The organism is Anaerostipes sp. MSJ-23, assembly GCF_018918155.1.
Classification (GTDB): domain Bacteria; phylum Bacillota; class Clostridia; order Lachnospirales; family Lachnospiraceae; genus Anaerostipes.
On sequence record NZ_JAHLPY010000003.1, the window covers coordinates 1 to 16,092 of the forward strand.

The window sequence follows — 16,092 nt, forward strand, 5'->3', positions numbered from 1 at the left end:
TTACCACAAATGGATGCTCTTTTTTTATTCACTTGATAGATGAAGAGAAAAATTTGATAAAAATATAGTAACTATGCGACTTTCAGTCGCTAACACGACGAAGTCGTGAATAATTCAGGTATAACACTAAAAAAATGGGTTGGTCCATGGATTGAAGCTTCTTTAAAATTTTAAATCGTTTTCTGTCAGTAGATTGTTTCTGCTGGCAGTTTTTTTATGAAAAAATACTTTTGAAAGATGGGATTAGATACAAAAGAAAAATCCATGTATGCATGGATACATGGCCGTTTCGGGTTGGTTGGTTTCTGGTTCTAGGTTATACTATATAACATAGAGACTGTTAAATTTGGACATGAAAAAGAGAGGTGTTTTTATGGCTTTTGTTACAAATGAGAATCAACAGATGAACTTGACGGATCATGTTTTTTCCCTTACTGAAAGGGAAAAGAAATACTTGGAACGGTCGTGGGCGAAGATATTTTCAGAAAAGGTTTTTCCTGCAATTCCGGAAGATCGTTTTTCAGTACTTTATAGTAGTAATAAAGCTTCAAGACCTAATACGCCAGTGAATATTATGATTGGAGCCTTGATTTTAAGAGAAGTGATGGAACTTAATGACAGTGAGATTATGCAGAATCTTATGTTTGATATTCGGTATCAATATGCACTTCATACGACCAGTTTTGAGGAACAGCCATTAAGTGAGAAAACCTTAAGCCGTTTTCGGTCAAGATGCCTTTCTTATGAAACGGAGACAGGAGAAAATCTTATTTATGATTGTATTTCAGATCTTTCAGAAGAAATTTCGGAGTTTATAGAAGAAGCTTTTGGAATGCCTAAAATGGATAGCAGAATGATGGCACAAAATATTCGGAATCTTTCTTTCATGGAGTTGTTTTATTTTGCGGTGGTAAATCTTGTGAAGGAGATGGTACAGCGTGGTGTAGATTTTCCAGAAGATTTGCAACATTATGTGGAAAAAGAGGATCATCATAGGTTTATGAATGTACATGATGAAGACATTACGGAGAGATTGAACAGGGTTAAGGAAGATGCAGAAATTTTGATGGAATCGTGCGATGGGGCTTTTGATGATACAAGTGAATATCAGTTAATGATTCGTTTATTAAAAGAGTCCTATTCTTTTTAGAAATCTTACATAAATTGATATAATTTTTGCCATTTTAAAAAATAATATATTGGAATGATCAATGTTCGAAAGAAATGAAGGAGGTTCTCTTATGGGAAATACAGTAAAAAGCAAGGCGTTGATAAGAATAGAGTCTTTGCTGGATGCTAGCAGTTTTGTGGAAATTGGTGCTGCCGTGACTGCAAGAAATACTGATTTTCATCTTTCACAGATAGATACGCCTTCGGATGGAGTTATTACAGGATATGGTTTAATGGATGGATATCTTGTATATGTATACAGTCAGGATGTGTCGGTGTTAGGTGGCAGTATTGGTGAGATGCATGCAAAGAAAATAGTGAATCTGTATGATATGGCAATAAAGATGGGGGCCCCAGTGATTGGACTTTTGGATTGTGCTGGAATTCGTCTTCAGGAGGCAACGGATGCATTGCATGCATTTGGGAAAATCTATCAGAGGCAGGCTAAGGCTTCTGGGGTTGTTCCGCAAATTACAGCAATTTTTGGTACTTGTGGTGGAGGACTTGCTGTAGTACCAGCATTAACAGATTTTGCTTTTATGGAAAAACAAGCAAAACTTTTTGTGAATGCTCCAAATGCCCTTTGTGGCAATAGAAAAGAGCAGTGTGATACTGCGGATGTGCAATTTCAGAGTGAAGAAACAGGAATGATAGACATGATTGGGGAAGAAGGAGAAATTTTTTCTGGAATTCGACAGCTTCTTTCTATGCTTCCATCAAATTATGAAGATGAAGGAAAAGAAATTCCATGTAAAGATGATTTAAATCGTATCTGTCAAGTTTCTGGAAATATGAGCCAGCTTTTAACACAGATTGCAGATAGGAATTTTTTTATGGAATTGAAGGCCATGTATGGGACTGATATGATCATCGGATTTTTAAGGCTTAATGGAAATACAGTGGGATGTATAGCGAATGGTCAACAAAGAATCTCTTCTCATGGTGCTGAGAAAACAGCGCGGTTTATAAGATTTTGTGATGCATTTGAGATACCAATTTTGACATTGACGGATACAGAAGGATTTGTGGCAGAAAAAGAAGAGGAAAAAGAAATTGCGAAAGCAGCTGCATCTATGACGCGTGCTTTTGCAGAGGCAACCGTTGCAAAGGTAAGTGTGATTACAGGAAAGGCATTTGGAAGTGCTTATGTGGCAATGAATAGCAAGTCTCTTGGAGCCGATATGGTTTATGCATGGCCACAGGCAGAGATTGGAATGATGCAGGCAGATATGGCTGCCAAGATTATGTATCCAGGAGAAAGTGCAGAGGTTTTAAAAGAAAAGGCACAGGAATATGAAGAACTTCAGTCTAGTGTGGATAGTGCAGCCCGTAGAGGATATGTTGATACGATCATCCAGCCAGAAGATACGAGGAAATATGTTATTGGTGCTTTTGAAATGCTCTATACAAAGAAAGAAAATGGACCGGCCAAAAAACATAGTGCATTTTAGGAAGAGGTGGACATATGAAAAATAGAAGAAAATACATTATGTTTCTTATGTTGACGGGGATATTGAGTTTATTGACGGGATGTGAATCAAACAGTAATCTTGGAAAAGAAATATCAGCAGCTGTTGGGAATACGGCAATGGGAGTTGCCATCGTATTTTTTATATTGATTTTTTTAAGCTTTTTCATTTCGCTGTTTCGCTTTATTCCTATGATACAAGAAAAACTTCAGAGAAAACAAAAAGAAACACAAGGGGAAAAAGAGGGAGTTATAGAGAAAACATCTGTTTTTGAAGAAGAGAATATGGTGGATGACTTAGAACTGGTTGCCGTGATTACAGCAGCCATCGCAGCGGCAGAAGGAACTAGACCGGATCAATATATTGTGCGTTCAATTCGAAAAGTACGTCGAAGAAAATAAAAAAATCAGGAGGATTCTTAAGATGAAAAGTTATACGATTACAGTGAATGGAAATGTATATCATGTTACGGTAGAAGAAACAACAGCAGATGCAGGATCAGCACAGCAAGTTTCTGCACCTGTACCACAGCCAACAATAGCACAGACGTCACCAGAAGCAATTCCCCAACCATCAGGGAGTGCAGGAAAGATTGAAGTGAAAGCTTCTGTTCCTGGAAAAGTCATTGGAGTTGAGGTAACGGTAGGACAATCTGTAAAAGCCGGAGATAACGTGTTGATCCTCGAATCTATGAAAATGGAAATTCCGGTTGTGGCGCCAGAAGATGGAACAATTGTAAGTATTCTTGCTTCAGAAGGAGACAATGTAGAAAATGGAGTTGTTCTGGCAACGATGAATTAGAAGAGGAGGAGATTTGATGTCGAATGTATTTCATACTTTATCTAATCTGATCCATTCAACCGCATTTTTCAGTCTGACATGGGGAAATTATATTATGATCGTGGTTGCTTTAATCTTTTTATATTTGGCAATTCGTCATGGATTTGAACCACTTTTGTTAGTACCAATTGCTTTTGGTATGCTTCTTGTTAATATTTATCCTGATATTATGGCGGACCCAGGAAGTACATCGAATGGAGTCGGAGGATTATTGCATTATTTTTATATTCTTGATGAGTGGAGTATCTTGCCATCTTTGATTTTTATGGGAGTTGGGGCGATGACGGATTTTGGTCCATTAATCGCAAATCCAAAAAGCTTTCTTCTTGGAGCTGCAGCGCAGCTTGGTATTTACAGTGCCTATTTTTTGGCGATTCTTATGGGATTTAACGGGGCGGCAGCAGCAGCTATTTCAATTATTGGCGGAGCCGATGGACCAACCTCCATTTTTTTAGCAGGAAAACTTGGGCAGACCAACCTGATGGGACCGATTGCGGTAGCAGCATATTCTTATATGTCACTTGTGCCGATCATTCAACCGCCGATTATGAAACTTCTAACGACAGAAGAAGAGAGAAAAATTAAGATGGAACAGCTTCGTCCAGTTTCCAAATTAGAAAAAATTTTATTTCCAATTGTTATTACAATCGTTGTCTGTATGATTCTTCCAACAACAGCGCCCCTTGTTGGAATGTTGATGCTTGGAAATTTATTTCGCGAATCAGGTGTGGTAGGAAAGCTAACAGAAACGGCATCCAATGCCTTAATGTATATTGTGGTTATTTTGCTTGGAACATCCGTTGGAGCATCTACAAGCGCAGAAAACTTTTTAAATATTGCAACATTGAAAATTGTTCTTCTTGGTTTGATTGCATTTGCGGTTGGAACAGCTGGAGGAATTCTGTTTGGGAAATTCATGTGTAAGTTATCAGGCGGAAAGATTAATCCATTGATTGGCTCTGCCGGTGTGTCTGCCGTTCCGATGGCGGCCAGAGTATCTCAGAAAGTTGGAGCCCAAGCGGATCCTACGAATTTTTTGTTAATGCATGCAATGGGACCGAATGTGGCAGGTGTCATCGGAACGGCAATAGCCGCAGGTACTTTTATGGCAATCTTCGGAGTATAAGGGGGAAAATCAAATGAAAAGACCAATAAAAATTACAGAAACGATTTTAAGAGATGCACATCAGTCCCTGATTGCAACAAGAATGACGACGGAACAGATGCTGCCAATTATTGATAAAATGGATAAAGTAGGATATTATTCTGTAGAATGTTGGGGAGGAGCCACCTTTGATGCATCTCTTCGTTTTTTGAAAGAAGATCCATGGGAGAGACTTCGTAAATTTAGGGATGGTTTTAAACGTACAAAACTTCAAATGTTATTCCGTGGTCAAAATATTCTTGGATATCGTCCATATGCGGATGATGTTGTAGAATACTTTGTACAAAAATCGATTGCAAATGGAATTGATATTATTCGTATTTTTGATTGTATGAACGATCTTCGCAATTTACAAACTGCAGTTGATGCGGCGAATAAAGAAAGAGGACATGCTCAGGTAGCCATGGCTTATACACTTGGAGATGCTTATACATTAGAGTATTGGACTGATCTAGCAAAACGAATTGAAGATATGGGAGCTAATTCGATTTGTATTAAAGATATGGCAGGCTTATTATTGCCATATAAAGCAGAAGAGCTTGTAAAAACATTAAAAGAAAATGTAAAAATTCCAATTCAACTGCATACACATTATACTTCAGGAGTTGCTTCTATGACCTATCTGAAAGCGGTGGAAGCAGGAGTGGACGTGATAGACACGGCGATTTCTCCATTTGCGATGGGGACATCTCAGCCAGCAACGGAAGTTATGGTGGAAACATTCAAAGGAACACCATATGATACAGGATTTGATCAAAAACTTTTAGCAGAAATTGCAGATTATTTCCGTCCAATCAGAGACGAGGCTCTTGACTCTGGATTGCTGAATCCAAAAAATCTTGGAGTTAATATTAAAACATTGCTTTATCAAGTACCAGGAGGAATGTTATCGAACTTGACATCACAGTTAGAAGGACAACATGCTGCAGATCGCTATTATGATGTTTTGGAAGAAGTACCAAGAGTAAGAAAAGATCTCGGGGAATGCCCTCTTGTAACGCCATCGTCACAGATTGTTGGAACACAGGCTGTATTTAATGTATTGACGGGAGAACGTTATAAGATGGTAACAAAGGAGACAAGAGAAATTCTGGAAGGAAAATATGGAAAAACAGCAAAACCATTTAATCCGGAAGTACAGAAAAAATGTATTGGAGATGCAAAACCTATTACTTGTCGTTATGCAGATTTAATTGAAGATGAGATGCCAAAGTTTGAAAAGGAAGTGGCACCTTATAAACAGCAGGATGAAGATGTATTATCTTATGCATTATTTCCACAGGTAGCAGAACAATATTTTAAATATAGAGATGCGCAGCAGACAAAAATAGATGCAGAAGAAGGAGACAGCAAAAATGGAGCATATCCGGTTTAAGGGATAGAGTGGTAATCCTCTTGAAAAATTCTAGATTTTACAGTAATATTATTCTTAGTATAACTGTGGGTATCTGCAGTTTATGGAAGATAGAAAAGGAGAAGTTTTTGCAATGGCAAAAGAAAAAAAATTAGTTGAAGCGATCACTGCAATGGAAGATGATTTTGCGCAGTGGTATACCGATGTTGTAAAAAAAGCAGAATTAGCTGATTATTCCAGCGTTAGAGGATGTATGATCCTTCGTCCAAATGGATATGCAATCTGGGAAAATATTCAGAAGGTTCTGGATGCGAAATTTAAGGAAACAGGTGTGGAAAATGTAGCAATGCCTATGTTTATTCCAGAAAGCCTTTTAAAGAAAGAAGAAGATCATGTAGAAGGGTTTGCACCAGAAGTTGCATGGGTAACACATGGTGGAGATAAAGAATTACAAGAACGTCTTTGCGTAAGACCAACTTCTGAGACTTTATTCTGTGATTTTTATTCAAGAATCATTCAGTCACACAGAGATTTACCAAAATTATATAATCAGTGGGTTTCTGTTGTAAGATGGGAAAAGACAACACGTCCATTTTTAAGAACATCTGAGTTTTTCTGGCAGGAAGGTCATACAGCACATGCAACAGCAGAGGAAGCAGAGGCACGTACAGTACAGATGTTAAATATGTACGCAGATTTTTGTGAACAGTATTTAGCAATTCCTGTCGTAAAAGGACAGAAGACAGAGAAAGAAAAATTTGCAGGTGCTCATTCTACTTATACAATTGAAGCACTGATGCATGATGGAAAAGCTCTTCAGTCTGGTACTAGCCATAACTTTGGCGATGGATTTGCAAAAGCTTTTGATATTCAATATACAGATAAAGATAATAAACTTCAATATGTACATCAGACATCTTGGGGAATGTCTACAAGAATTATTGGGGCAATCATCATGGTTCACGGAGATGATTCTGGTTTGGTACTTCCTCCAAAAATCGCACCAATTCAGACAATGATCGTGCCAATCATGCAAAAGAAAGCCGGAGTGCTTGAAAAGGCAGAAGAAATTAGAAGCAAACTTGCAGGTTCTTATAAAGTTAAAGTAGATGACTCCGATAAGAGTCCTGGATGGAAATTTAGTGAACAAGAAGTTCGTGGAATTCCTACAAGAATTGAAATTGGACCAAAAGATATTGAAAAGAACCAGGCAGTGATTGTTCGTCGTGATACAAGAGAAAAGATCATTGTTTCTCTTGATGAGATTGAAACAAAACTTGGTGAAGTATTAGAACAGATGCAGAGTGATATGTTTGAGAGAGCAAAGAAACATCTGGAAGAACATACAGTAGAAGCAAGAACATGGGATGAATTCAAAGAACATATTGAAAAACAGGATGGATTCGTGAAAGCAATGTGGTGCGGCGAAACAGAATGTGAAGAGGCAATTAAAGAAGAAACAACGGCTACAACAAGATGTATGCCATTTGAACAAGAACATTTAAGTGATGTATGTGTTCATTGTGGGAAACCAGCCAAAAAACTGGTTTATTTTGGAAAAGCATACTAAACATATGGAAATCCGGCACTTTCATTTATTTGGGAGTGCCGGATTTCAATGAGCAAAGAGGGAAATAGAATGGTACAAATCAAAATGCCTGATGAGGCAAGGGAAATTATTCAAACATTGGAGCAGTCCGGTTATGAAGCTTATATTGTTGGAGGCTGTGTCCGAGATTCAATTCTCGGAAGAGAGCCAATGGACTGGGATATTACGACGTCCGCATCTCCGGAGCAGATCAAGGAACTTTTTTCCTATACCATTGATACCGGGATTGAACATGGAACGGTTACTGTCATGAAAAATCATTGTCCATTTGAAGTTACAACATATCGGGTGGACGGAAAATACGAAGATCATCGGAGACCAAATGAGGTGCATTTTACCAAATCGTTAAAAGAAGATCTTTTGCGTAGAGATTTTACAATCAATGCTATGGCTTATAATGACAGAGAAGGGATCGTAGATATTTACAATGGAATGGACGACTTAAAAAAGAAACGAATCCGATGTGTGGGTGTTGCTTCTCAGCGTTTTGATGAAGATGCTTTGCGTATTTTACGTGCTTTAAGATTTCAAGCACAACTTGGTTTTGAAATTGAGGAGGAAACCAAAAAAGCCATTCAGAAACAGGCAAAGTTTTTACGTGACATTAGTGCGGAACGAATTCAGGTAGAACTGGATAAACTTTTGCGTTCTGCCCATCCAGAAGTGATGGAAAATGCTTATAAATTAGGTGTGACAAAGATCATCCTTCCAGAGTTTGACCGAATGATGGAGACACCACAGAACAATCCTCATCATAAATATAGCGTTGGTATGCATACAATTATGGCATTAAAAAATATAGAGCCAGATCATATTTTACGTTGGACTATGCTTTTACATGATGTTGGAAAACCAGATGCAAAAACATCAGAAAATGGTAGGGATCATTTTAAGAAACATCCTGTCATCGGTGAGAAAATTGCAAGGAAAATAATTCGGAGATTGAAATTTGATAACCAGACATTGAAACAGGTGACAAAACTTATTTTATGGCATGATAGACGATTTGCATCTCCGGAGGAAGTAAATAAAAAAACAACTCGTCATTGGGTTAGTGAGCTTGGGCCAGAATTATTTGAAAAACTGATGAAGGTTCAGAAGGCGGATATTTCTGCGCAAAGTGATTATCAGCTAGAAAGAAAAAAAGAAGTTTTATCGAAGACGAATGCATATTTTCAAGAGATTCTTCGAGAAAAAGATTGTCTTTGTGTAAAGGATCTTTGTGTTGGCGGAAAAGATTTGATGGAAATTGGTGTTCCGCAGGGAAAAGAACTTGGAGAATTACTGTCCTGGCTTCTTGAAAAAGTACTAGATGATCCTTCTTTAAATGAAAAAGACATTTTATTAAGACTTGTAAGGGAAAAGAGGGAACAGGAAGAATGTTTATAATTCTTTTCATTGGTATTATTTTGTATATTCGAATGATGAATCCTGGGGAGAATAGGAAACATCCGATTCTTGATGTTCGCTATTTTGCGCATCGTGGATTTCATACGAATAAAATTCCGGAAAATTCTATGTCGGCGTTTCGCAAGGCAAAAGAGCTTGGCTATGGAATTGAACTGGATGTTCAGATGACAAAAGATCATGTCGTTGTCGTACATCATGATTATGATTTAAAAAGAACATGTGGGGTTTCAAAAAATATCAGAGACCTAACCTATAAAGAGTTGTTGAAGTATCGACTAAAAGGAACAAATGAGCACATTCCACGTTTGATTGAGGTTTTAAGAGAAATCGATGGAAAAGTACCTTTGCTCATTGAGTTAAAAATGGAAACATTTCATACAAGACTTTGTAAAAAGACAGCATGGATGTTGGATAAGTATAAGGGACCTTATTGTATCGAAAGTTTTCATCCTTATGCACTTTACTGGTTTAAAAAACATCGTCCGGAAGTAATCCGAGGACAGCTAAGTGAAAAGTTTTTTAAAGAAAATGAATGGAAATATCTTGTACCGTATTTTATTGTGCAAAATTTATTAACTAATTTTATAACAAAACCAGACTTCATAGCTTATAATTATAAATATAAAAATTGTTTGCCATTGAAGATTTGCCGTAAACTTTATCATATTCCAATTTATGGTTGGACTTTTCGCGAAAAAGAGAAGTATGAGGCAGAGAAAGCGTGGTTTCATGGATTTATTTTTGAAAAATTTATGTTATAATGAAGTCTATAGTCTGCAGAGTTTTTTGCAGATATTGTTTTAACCGAAAGAAAATGTATCCATTAAGGAGATAGTAATGAAGAAAAATGTAGTTGTTATTTTTGGAGGAGATTCCTCTGAACATGATATTTCATGTCTTTCTGTACAAACTGTAGTGAAAAACATGGATAAAGAAAAATATAATGTAACCCTTGTCGGAATTACAAAAGATGGAAAATGGCTGTTGGTTGACAGTGTAAAAGATATAGAAGATGGTAGCTGGAGAGAAGGAGAGGTCAGTGCTTTTATTTCTCCAGATACAACCATGCGTGCCCTTGTATTGCTTGCAGAGGGTACATATAAACTTCAGAAAGTTGATGTAATCTTCCCAGTTCTTCATGGAATGAACGGAGAAGATGGAACAATTCAAGGATTATTTGAAATGTCTAAGATTCCATATGTAGGATGCGGAGTGCTTGCATCTGCAGTGTCAATGGATAAGGTTTATACCAAGATTATTGTAGATCATCTTGGTGTGGATCAGGCAAAATTTGTTCATGTTAAAGAATCTGATTTTGAAGATGATGATTTGACAGAAGCTATGGATCGTGTGGAGAAAGCACTTCCATATCCAGTGTTTGTAAAGCCATCTTGTGCGGGATCTTCCAAAGGTGTTTCAAAAGCTGAAAATAGAAAAGAATTGGAAGCAGCTCTTTATGAAGCAATCAAACATGACAGAAATATTCTTGTAGAAGAAATGATCGTTGGACGTGAAGTAGAGTGCGCAGTTTTAGGAGATCGTAAGGAAGTAAAAGCAACATGTGTTGGGGAAATTCTTGCAGCAGCAGATTTCTATGATTTTGATGCAAAATATAATAATGCAGAATCAAGAACTGTGATTGATCCTGATATGCCGGAAGAATCTAAGGAAAAGATTAGAAAAGATGCAGTTGAAATCTTTAAGGCTGTCGATGGTTTTGGATGTTCACGTGTAGATTTCTTCTTAGAAGAATCAGGAAGAGTTGTGTTTAATGAAATTAATACACTTCCTGGATTTACAGCAATTAGTATGTATCCAATGCTTTGGAAAGCATGCGGAGTGGAAACACCACAGCTGATTGATACATTGATTGATCAGGCAATGACAAGATACCGTTAAGGAGGAGCGTTCAATGAATGCACCAGTTGGAGTTTTTGATTCCGGTGTTGGCGGATTGACTGTTGCAAGAGAGATCATGCGTCAGCTTCCGGAAGAGAGTATGATATATTTTGGAGATACAGCGCGAGTTCCTTACGGTACAAAATCGAAGGAAACTATTTTGCGTTACTCCAGACAGATTGTAAATTTTCTTTTGAGTAAGGGAGTGAAAGCAATCGTTATTGCATGCAATACGGCCAGTGCGCTGGCATTGGCAGAACTTCAGAAGGATTATATTATACCAATCATCGGTATGGTACAGCCTGGGGCTGTTGCTGCTATGCATGCGACAAAAAATAAAAATATTGGAATTATTGGAACAAATGCAACAATTAAAAGTGGTCAGTATGGAATGTATTTAAGAAAACTGGATCCTTCTGTGACAGTGGTTACAAAGGCGTGCCCTTTGTTTGTACCGTTAGTAGAAGAAGGATTGATTGAGGATCGTATCACAGAAGATATGGTTTCAAGATATCTTGGAGAATTTCGTCAGTATGATATCGATTCCCTTATTCTTGGATGTACGCATTATCCATTATTGATTAATCCGATTCAGCGTTTTATGGGGGATCAGGTGACATTAGTGAATCCTGCGTTTGAAGTAGCAAAATCATTAAAACAGTTGTTAAAGGAACAGGAAATTTCAGCTGATCAAGATCATATTGCGAAATATGAGTATTATGTAAGTGATATGGCCGATCAGTTTCTTACATTTGCAGACCGTGTACTCCCATGTAAAGTAGACCGTGTGCAGCTGGTCGATATTGAACAGTATTAGGGGTAAAAAATATGACGAAAGATGTATTAATAAATATTTCTGGCCTTCAGATGGATATTAATAAAGATGAGCCTGTAGAACTTATGACAACAGGGGCTTATTATCTGAAAAATGGGAAACATTATATTTTATATGATGAGATGGCAGATGATCATGAAATCACAAAAAATATTTTAAAAATCGGCCCTAAAACAGTAGAAGTTACAAAAAAGGGCGGAAATGGATCACATATGGTATTTGAAAAGGGAAAAGAAAATCTTACATACTATGATACTCCTTTTGGAAGTATGCTTTTAGGAGTAAATACCAGTGATATTCAGTGGAAAGAGCAGGAAGATCAGATGAATCTTCAAGTGGATTACGATCTGAGTATTAATGCAGATCATGTATCAAAATGTAAGATTGATATCAGTATTCGATCCAATGGATAAAGATAAAAAACCAGGCTTTTTTCAAGTCTGGTTTTATTTTGCGGGAGGATATTATGAAAACACATGGGAAACAATGGGGAAATGATTTATTTATTTCAATCGCATTATTGCTTCTTGCAACAATTATTGCTCATATTTTTTTCTATCAGTCAGAGCATAGCAGTGGGAATGTACCAATTATTTATGTTCTGGCAACATTTCTGATTTCCAGATATACAAAAGGTTACTGGTGGGGAGTTGTTTCTTCTTTTCTTAGTGTATTATTAATTAACTGGAGGTTTACTTATCCATATTTCCGGGTCAATTTTTTAATTGATGGATATCCAATGACTTTTATTGGGATCCTTGTGATAGCCATTATCACTAATATGACAACGAGTAGTTTAAATGCTGAAAAAGAAGAGGCTGTAAAGAGAGAAAAAGAGTTGGAAAAGCTGAACGAGTATAACCAACAGATTAATGAATTAACGATTGAAAAAGAAAAGGAAAAAATGAGATCGAATCTTTTGCGTGCGATTTCACATGATTTAAGGACCCCATTAACTGGCATGATTGGGGCTAGTGCGACTTACTTGGAGGCAAAAGATTATCTAGATGAAAAAGCAAAAGACCAGCTTATCCTTGGGATTCAAGAAGATGCTCATTGGTTGTTGAATATGGTTGAGAATCTTTTAAGTGTCACGAGAATTCAAAATGATGGAAGTGGGGAAGAAGCACATGTAAAGAAAACACCGGAACCATTAGAGGAAGTAGTGGCAGAGGCTATGCAGAGGTTTCATAAACGATATCCAGAAAGTGTAGTGAATGTTAAAATACCAGATGAATTTGTGATGGTTCCAATGGATCCTACTTTAATTGAGCAGGTGATTATGAATCTTTTAGAAAATGCCTGGGTTCATTCCGGAGAAAAAGCACCGGTTGATTTTTATATTCGACAAGAAGAGAAAAATGTAGTATTTTATGTAAGGGACTATGGAAAGGGCATCGAATCGGAACGGATGGATCATTTGTTTGATGGATGTGCCGGTTCCAAGGATCATGAAAGTCGTAAAGGGATGGGAATCGGATTAAGTATTTGCAAAACAATCGTGCTTGCTCATAAAGGTGAGATTCATGCAAAAAATCATGAGGATGGAGCAGAATTTTCTTTTAGTCTGCCAATAGAAAACGATTTGGAGGAGAAAAAGGTATGTCAGAATTAAAGCTAACAGCTCTGATTATAGAAGATGAAGAAAATATCGGAAATTTTATGTCTGCTATTTTAAAAGCAAATGGGTATAAAGTTATTTTATGTGCGACAGGTGAACAGGGAATTCAGTGTGCAGAATCCTATTGTCCGGACATTATCCTATTGGATCTTGGTCTTCCGGATATTGATGGGATGGAAGTGCTAAAAGAAATACGAAGATGGGCAGTTACACCAATTATTATTATTTCAGCAAGAAATCTTGAGGCAGAAAAAGTAAGTGCACTGGATGCAGGAGCAGATGATTATATTACAAAACCATTCGGAAATGAAGAACTTTTGGCGAGAATTAGGACAGCGTTAAGACATCGCAGGCAGCCATTGCAGGCAGATACCGGAACACCAGTTTATTGTGCAAAAGGATTAAAAATAGATTTTGATAAGCGACGTGTTTTTATCGGTGAGAAAGAAATTCGACTGACACAGATTGAATATAAACTGGTTTCTCTTTTAGCGGAAAATGCGGGAAGAGTTATTACTTATGAGGCAATCATTCGGGATATATGGGGGCCTCATGCAGATACGAATAATCAGATTTTGCGTGTAAATATGGCGAATATCAGAAGAAAAATAGAAAAAAACCCAGCAACACCACAGTATATTTTTACAGAAGTAGGGGTTGGGTATCGGATGCTTGAAAATGAATTTTCAAATTAAATATATATATTAGTTAATAGTATGCCTGTTAAGAATGTGCTAAAAAAAGTACATAAGTCGTTAAAAAAATGTAAAAAAAGATATTGACAAAAGGAAATAAAACAAATATAATCCCCAATATAACAAAGGCGTTATAGAAAGAAATTTCTGTAACGTCTTTTTTTTATTTCATCGAGAATTTTCCGCGCGGTTTCCCAATGAAGAAAAGAAAAACTGATAAGGGAGGAAATGACTATGACGAAAGAAATTTTACAGGCAGTTAATGGACAGATATTCGGAGTCTGGTTTTTAATAGGAGCCGCTTTGGTATTCTGGATGCAGGCAGGTTTTGCAATGGTGGAGGCAGGTTTCACAAGAGCAAAAAATGCTGGAAATATTATTATGAAAAACTTAATGGATTTTTGTATTGGTACTTGTGTATTTATCCTGATCGGTTTTAGTCTTCTTCTAGGAGAAGATATGATCGGTCTCATCGGAAAACCAGGGTTTGATATTTTTACATCCTATGCCAATTTTGACTGGTCCAATTTTGTATTTAATCTTGTATTCTGTGCGACAACAGCGACAATCGTGTCAGGAGCAATGGCAGAAAGAACAAAATTTTTATCATATTGTATTTATTCAGCAGTAATTTCAGCTTTGATTTATCCAATTGAAGCTCACTGGATCTGGGGTGGCGGTTGGCTGTCACAGATGGGATTTCATGATTTTGCAGGATCTTGTGCGATCCATATGGTTGGAGGTCTTTCTGCACTAATTGGAGCAAAATTCCTTGGACCACGTATTGGAAAGTTTACAAAAGATAAAGATGGAAACATTATAAGGGTCAATGCTTTCCCTGGACATAATATTCCATTAGGAGCACTTGGAGTATTTATTCTCTGGCTTGGTTGGTATGGATTCAACGGTGCAGCAGCAACATCCGTAGAACAGTTAGGATCCATCTTTGTAACAACAACAATTTCACCAGCAATTGCAACGGTTGGATGTATGGTATTTACATGGATCAAATATGGAAAACCAGATGTATCCATGTCACTAAATGCATCGCTTGCAGGACTTGTTGCAATTACAGCACCTTGTGATGTGACAGATGCAGCAGGAGCAATTGTGATTGGAGCAGTTTCCGGTCTTCTTGTATGTTTTGGCGTATGGCTTTTGGATTATAAATTAAGAATTGATGATCCAGTTGGTGCTGTAGCTGTTCATTTTATGAATGGTGTATGGGGAACACTTGCAACAGGATTATTCGCAACGACAAGTGCACCAGGAAGTGAATTAAAAGGTCTCTTTTATGGTGGCGGATTTAAATTACTTGGAACTCAGATCATTGGTATCGTTTCTGTATGTGCATGGACAGCTGTTACAATCAGCATTGCATTTTTACTAATTAAGGCAACCATTGGTCTTCGTGTAACAGAAGAAGAAGAAATCGTAGGTCTGGATGGACCAGAACATGGTTTAACTTCTGCTTATGCAGGATTTAGTATGATGGATATTTCTAATACCATGATTATGGAAGAAAATGAAAATAGTGACCTTGGACAGGAAGATTATGAAGCAGCTTCCGATGTTCAGAAAAAAGCAGCTGTTCAAGTTCATAAAGCACCAGATCTTGCAACAGGAATGCACAAGGTTGTTATCATTGCAAGATTGACACGATATGATAAGTTAAAAAGAGCAATGAATGAAGTTGGTATTAGTGGAATGACAGTGACACAGGTTATGGGATGTGGTATTCAGAAAGGTGCTGGAGAACGTTATCGTGGAGCTGAGATCGATGCAACATTACTTCCAAAGATGAAGGTTGAAGTGATTGTTGGAAATATCCCGGTTGATACAATTATTGAAGCAGCGAAAAAAGCACTTTACACTGGACATATTGGAGATGGAAAGATTTTCGTTTACAATGTAGATAAGGTTGTTAAGATCCGTACCGGAGAAGAAGATTTTGCAGCATTGGCAGATGTAGAATAAAGACTTTAAATAATTAAAAAAAAACTGTGTTCTGTTAAAAAAACAAGG

General features: G+C 37.2%; 15 protein-coding genes. All 15 read left to right on the forward strand.

What is annotated here, in order from left to right; all coding sequences use genetic code 11:
* The first annotated feature begins 373 nt into the window (after window positions 1-373).
* The 15 genes from KQI71_RS12380 to KQI71_RS03740 all read left to right on the forward strand — a co-directional run bounded on the left by KQI71_RS12380 (window position 374) and on the right by KQI71_RS03740 (window position 16,044).
* Entirely contained in the window at window positions 374-1,150 is a 777-nt protein-coding gene (locus tag KQI71_RS12380) for a transposase (protein ID WP_253287916.1), read from the forward strand.
* 91 nt (window positions 1,151-1,241) lie between these two features.
* Window positions 1,242-2,621, forward strand: a complete 1,380-nt coding sequence (locus KQI71_RS03675; RefSeq protein WP_216434200.1) for an acyl-CoA carboxylase subunit beta — start codon at window positions 1,242-1,244, stop codon at window positions 2,619-2,621.
* Between the two features lie 14 nt (window positions 2,622-2,635).
* A complete protein-coding gene (locus KQI71_RS03680; RefSeq protein ID WP_216434202.1) occupies window positions 2,636-3,040 on the forward strand; it encodes an OadG family transporter subunit in 405 nt (134 codons plus the stop codon).
* A gap of 22 nt (window positions 3,041-3,062) precedes the next feature.
* On the forward strand, window positions 3,063-3,440 hold the full coding sequence (locus tag KQI71_RS03685) for a biotin/lipoyl-containing protein (RefSeq protein WP_216434205.1): 378 nt from the start codon (window positions 3,063-3,065) through the stop codon (window positions 3,438-3,440).
* A gap of 16 nt (window positions 3,441-3,456) precedes the next feature.
* Window positions 3,457-4,605 carry a sodium ion-translocating decarboxylase subunit beta gene (locus tag KQI71_RS03690; protein ID WP_216434206.1) on the forward strand — a complete coding sequence of 383 codons (1,149 nt, stop codon included), beginning with the start codon at window positions 3,457-3,459 and terminating at the stop codon, window positions 4,603-4,605.
* 13 nt (window positions 4,606-4,618) lie between these two features.
* Window positions 4,619-6,019, forward strand: a complete 1,401-nt coding sequence (locus KQI71_RS03695; RefSeq protein WP_216434208.1) for an oxaloacetate decarboxylase subunit alpha — start codon at window positions 4,619-4,621, stop codon at window positions 6,017-6,019.
* 112 nt (window positions 6,020-6,131) lie between these two features.
* Complete coding sequence (proS, locus tag KQI71_RS03700; RefSeq protein ID WP_216434210.1) at window positions 6,132-7,568, forward strand: proline--tRNA ligase; 1,437 nt, start codon at window positions 6,132-6,134, stop codon at window positions 7,566-7,568.
* Between the two features lie 69 nt (window positions 7,569-7,637).
* Window positions 7,638-8,996 carry a CCA tRNA nucleotidyltransferase gene (locus KQI71_RS03705; RefSeq protein ID WP_216434212.1) on the forward strand — a complete coding sequence of 453 codons (1,359 nt, stop codon included), beginning with the start codon at window positions 7,638-7,640 and terminating at the stop codon, window positions 8,994-8,996.
* Window positions 8,987-9,778, forward strand: coding sequence for a glycerophosphodiester phosphodiesterase family protein (locus tag KQI71_RS03710; protein ID WP_216434215.1), 792 nt, complete (start codon window positions 8,987-8,989; stop codon window positions 9,776-9,778). Before KQI71_RS03705 ends, KQI71_RS03710 begins: the two co-directional genes overlap by 10 nt.
* 76 nt (window positions 9,779-9,854) lie before the next feature.
* A complete protein-coding gene (locus tag KQI71_RS03715; protein ID WP_216434217.1) occupies window positions 9,855-10,916 on the forward strand; it encodes a D-alanine--D-alanine ligase family protein in 1,062 nt (353 codons plus the stop codon).
* A gap of 13 nt (window positions 10,917-10,929) precedes the next feature.
* Window positions 10,930-11,733, forward strand: a complete 804-nt coding sequence (gene murI, locus KQI71_RS03720; protein ID WP_216434219.1) for a glutamate racemase — start codon at window positions 10,930-10,932, stop codon at window positions 11,731-11,733.
* Between the two features lie 11 nt (window positions 11,734-11,744).
* A complete protein-coding gene (locus tag KQI71_RS03725) occupies window positions 11,745-12,164 on the forward strand; it encodes a DUF1934 domain-containing protein (RefSeq protein ID WP_216434221.1) in 420 nt (139 codons plus the stop codon).
* A 53-nt stretch (window positions 12,165-12,217) separates the two neighbouring features.
* Window positions 12,218-13,366 carry a sensor histidine kinase gene (locus KQI71_RS03730; RefSeq protein ID WP_216434223.1) on the forward strand — a complete coding sequence of 383 codons (1,149 nt, stop codon included), beginning with the start codon at window positions 12,218-12,220 and terminating at the stop codon, window positions 13,364-13,366.
* Window positions 13,354-14,067: a response regulator gene (locus tag KQI71_RS03735; protein WP_216434225.1), complete on the forward strand. Its 714-nt coding sequence runs from the start codon at window positions 13,354-13,356 to the stop codon at window positions 14,065-14,067. The genes KQI71_RS03730 and KQI71_RS03735 overlap by 13 nt, the downstream gene beginning before the upstream one ends.
* 234 nt (window positions 14,068-14,301) lie before the next feature.
* Window positions 14,302-16,044 (forward strand): ammonium transporter, encoded by a 1,743-nt coding sequence (locus KQI71_RS03740; RefSeq protein ID WP_216434227.1) that lies wholly within the window; start codon window positions 14,302-14,304, stop codon window positions 16,042-16,044.
* Window positions 16,045-16,092: the final 48 nt, after the last annotated feature.

Bases quoted from the DNA above. Each gene is read 5' to 3' on its own strand.
- KQI71_RS12380 (WP_253287916.1), top strand. From the start codon at position 374: ATGGCTTTTGTTACAAATGAGAATCAACAGATGAACTTGACGGATCAT.
- KQI71_RS03675 (WP_216434200.1), top strand. From the start codon at position 1,242: ATGGGAAATACAGTAAAAAGCAAGGCGTTGATAAGAATAGAGTCTTTG.
- KQI71_RS03680 (WP_216434202.1), top strand. From the start codon at position 2,636: ATGAAAAATAGAAGAAAATACATTATGTTTCTTATGTTGACGGGGATA.
- KQI71_RS03685 (WP_216434205.1), top strand. From the start codon at position 3,063: ATGAAAAGTTATACGATTACAGTGAATGGAAATGTATATCATGTTACG.
- KQI71_RS03690 (WP_216434206.1), top strand. From the start codon at position 3,457: ATGTCGAATGTATTTCATACTTTATCTAATCTGATCCATTCAACCGCA.
- KQI71_RS03695 (WP_216434208.1), top strand. From the start codon at position 4,619: ATGAAAAGACCAATAAAAATTACAGAAACGATTTTAAGAGATGCACAT.
- proS (WP_216434210.1), top strand. From the start codon at position 6,132: ATGGCAAAAGAAAAAAAATTAGTTGAAGCGATCACTGCAATGGAAGAT.
- KQI71_RS03705 (WP_216434212.1), top strand. From the start codon at position 7,638: ATGGTACAAATCAAAATGCCTGATGAGGCAAGGGAAATTATTCAAACA.
- KQI71_RS03710 (WP_216434215.1), top strand. From the start codon at position 8,987: ATGTTTATAATTCTTTTCATTGGTATTATTTTGTATATTCGAATGATG.
- KQI71_RS03715 (WP_216434217.1), top strand. From the start codon at position 9,855: ATGAAGAAAAATGTAGTTGTTATTTTTGGAGGAGATTCCTCTGAACAT.
- murI (WP_216434219.1), top strand. From the start codon at position 10,930: ATGAATGCACCAGTTGGAGTTTTTGATTCCGGTGTTGGCGGATTGACT.
- KQI71_RS03725 (WP_216434221.1), top strand. From the start codon at position 11,745: ATGACGAAAGATGTATTAATAAATATTTCTGGCCTTCAGATGGATATT.
- KQI71_RS03730 (WP_216434223.1), top strand. From the start codon at position 12,218: ATGAAAACACATGGGAAACAATGGGGAAATGATTTATTTATTTCAATC.
- KQI71_RS03735 (WP_216434225.1), top strand. From the start codon at position 13,354: ATGTCAGAATTAAAGCTAACAGCTCTGATTATAGAAGATGAAGAAAAT.
- KQI71_RS03740 (WP_216434227.1), top strand. From the start codon at position 14,302: ATGACGAAAGAAATTTTACAGGCAGTTAATGGACAGATATTCGGAGTC.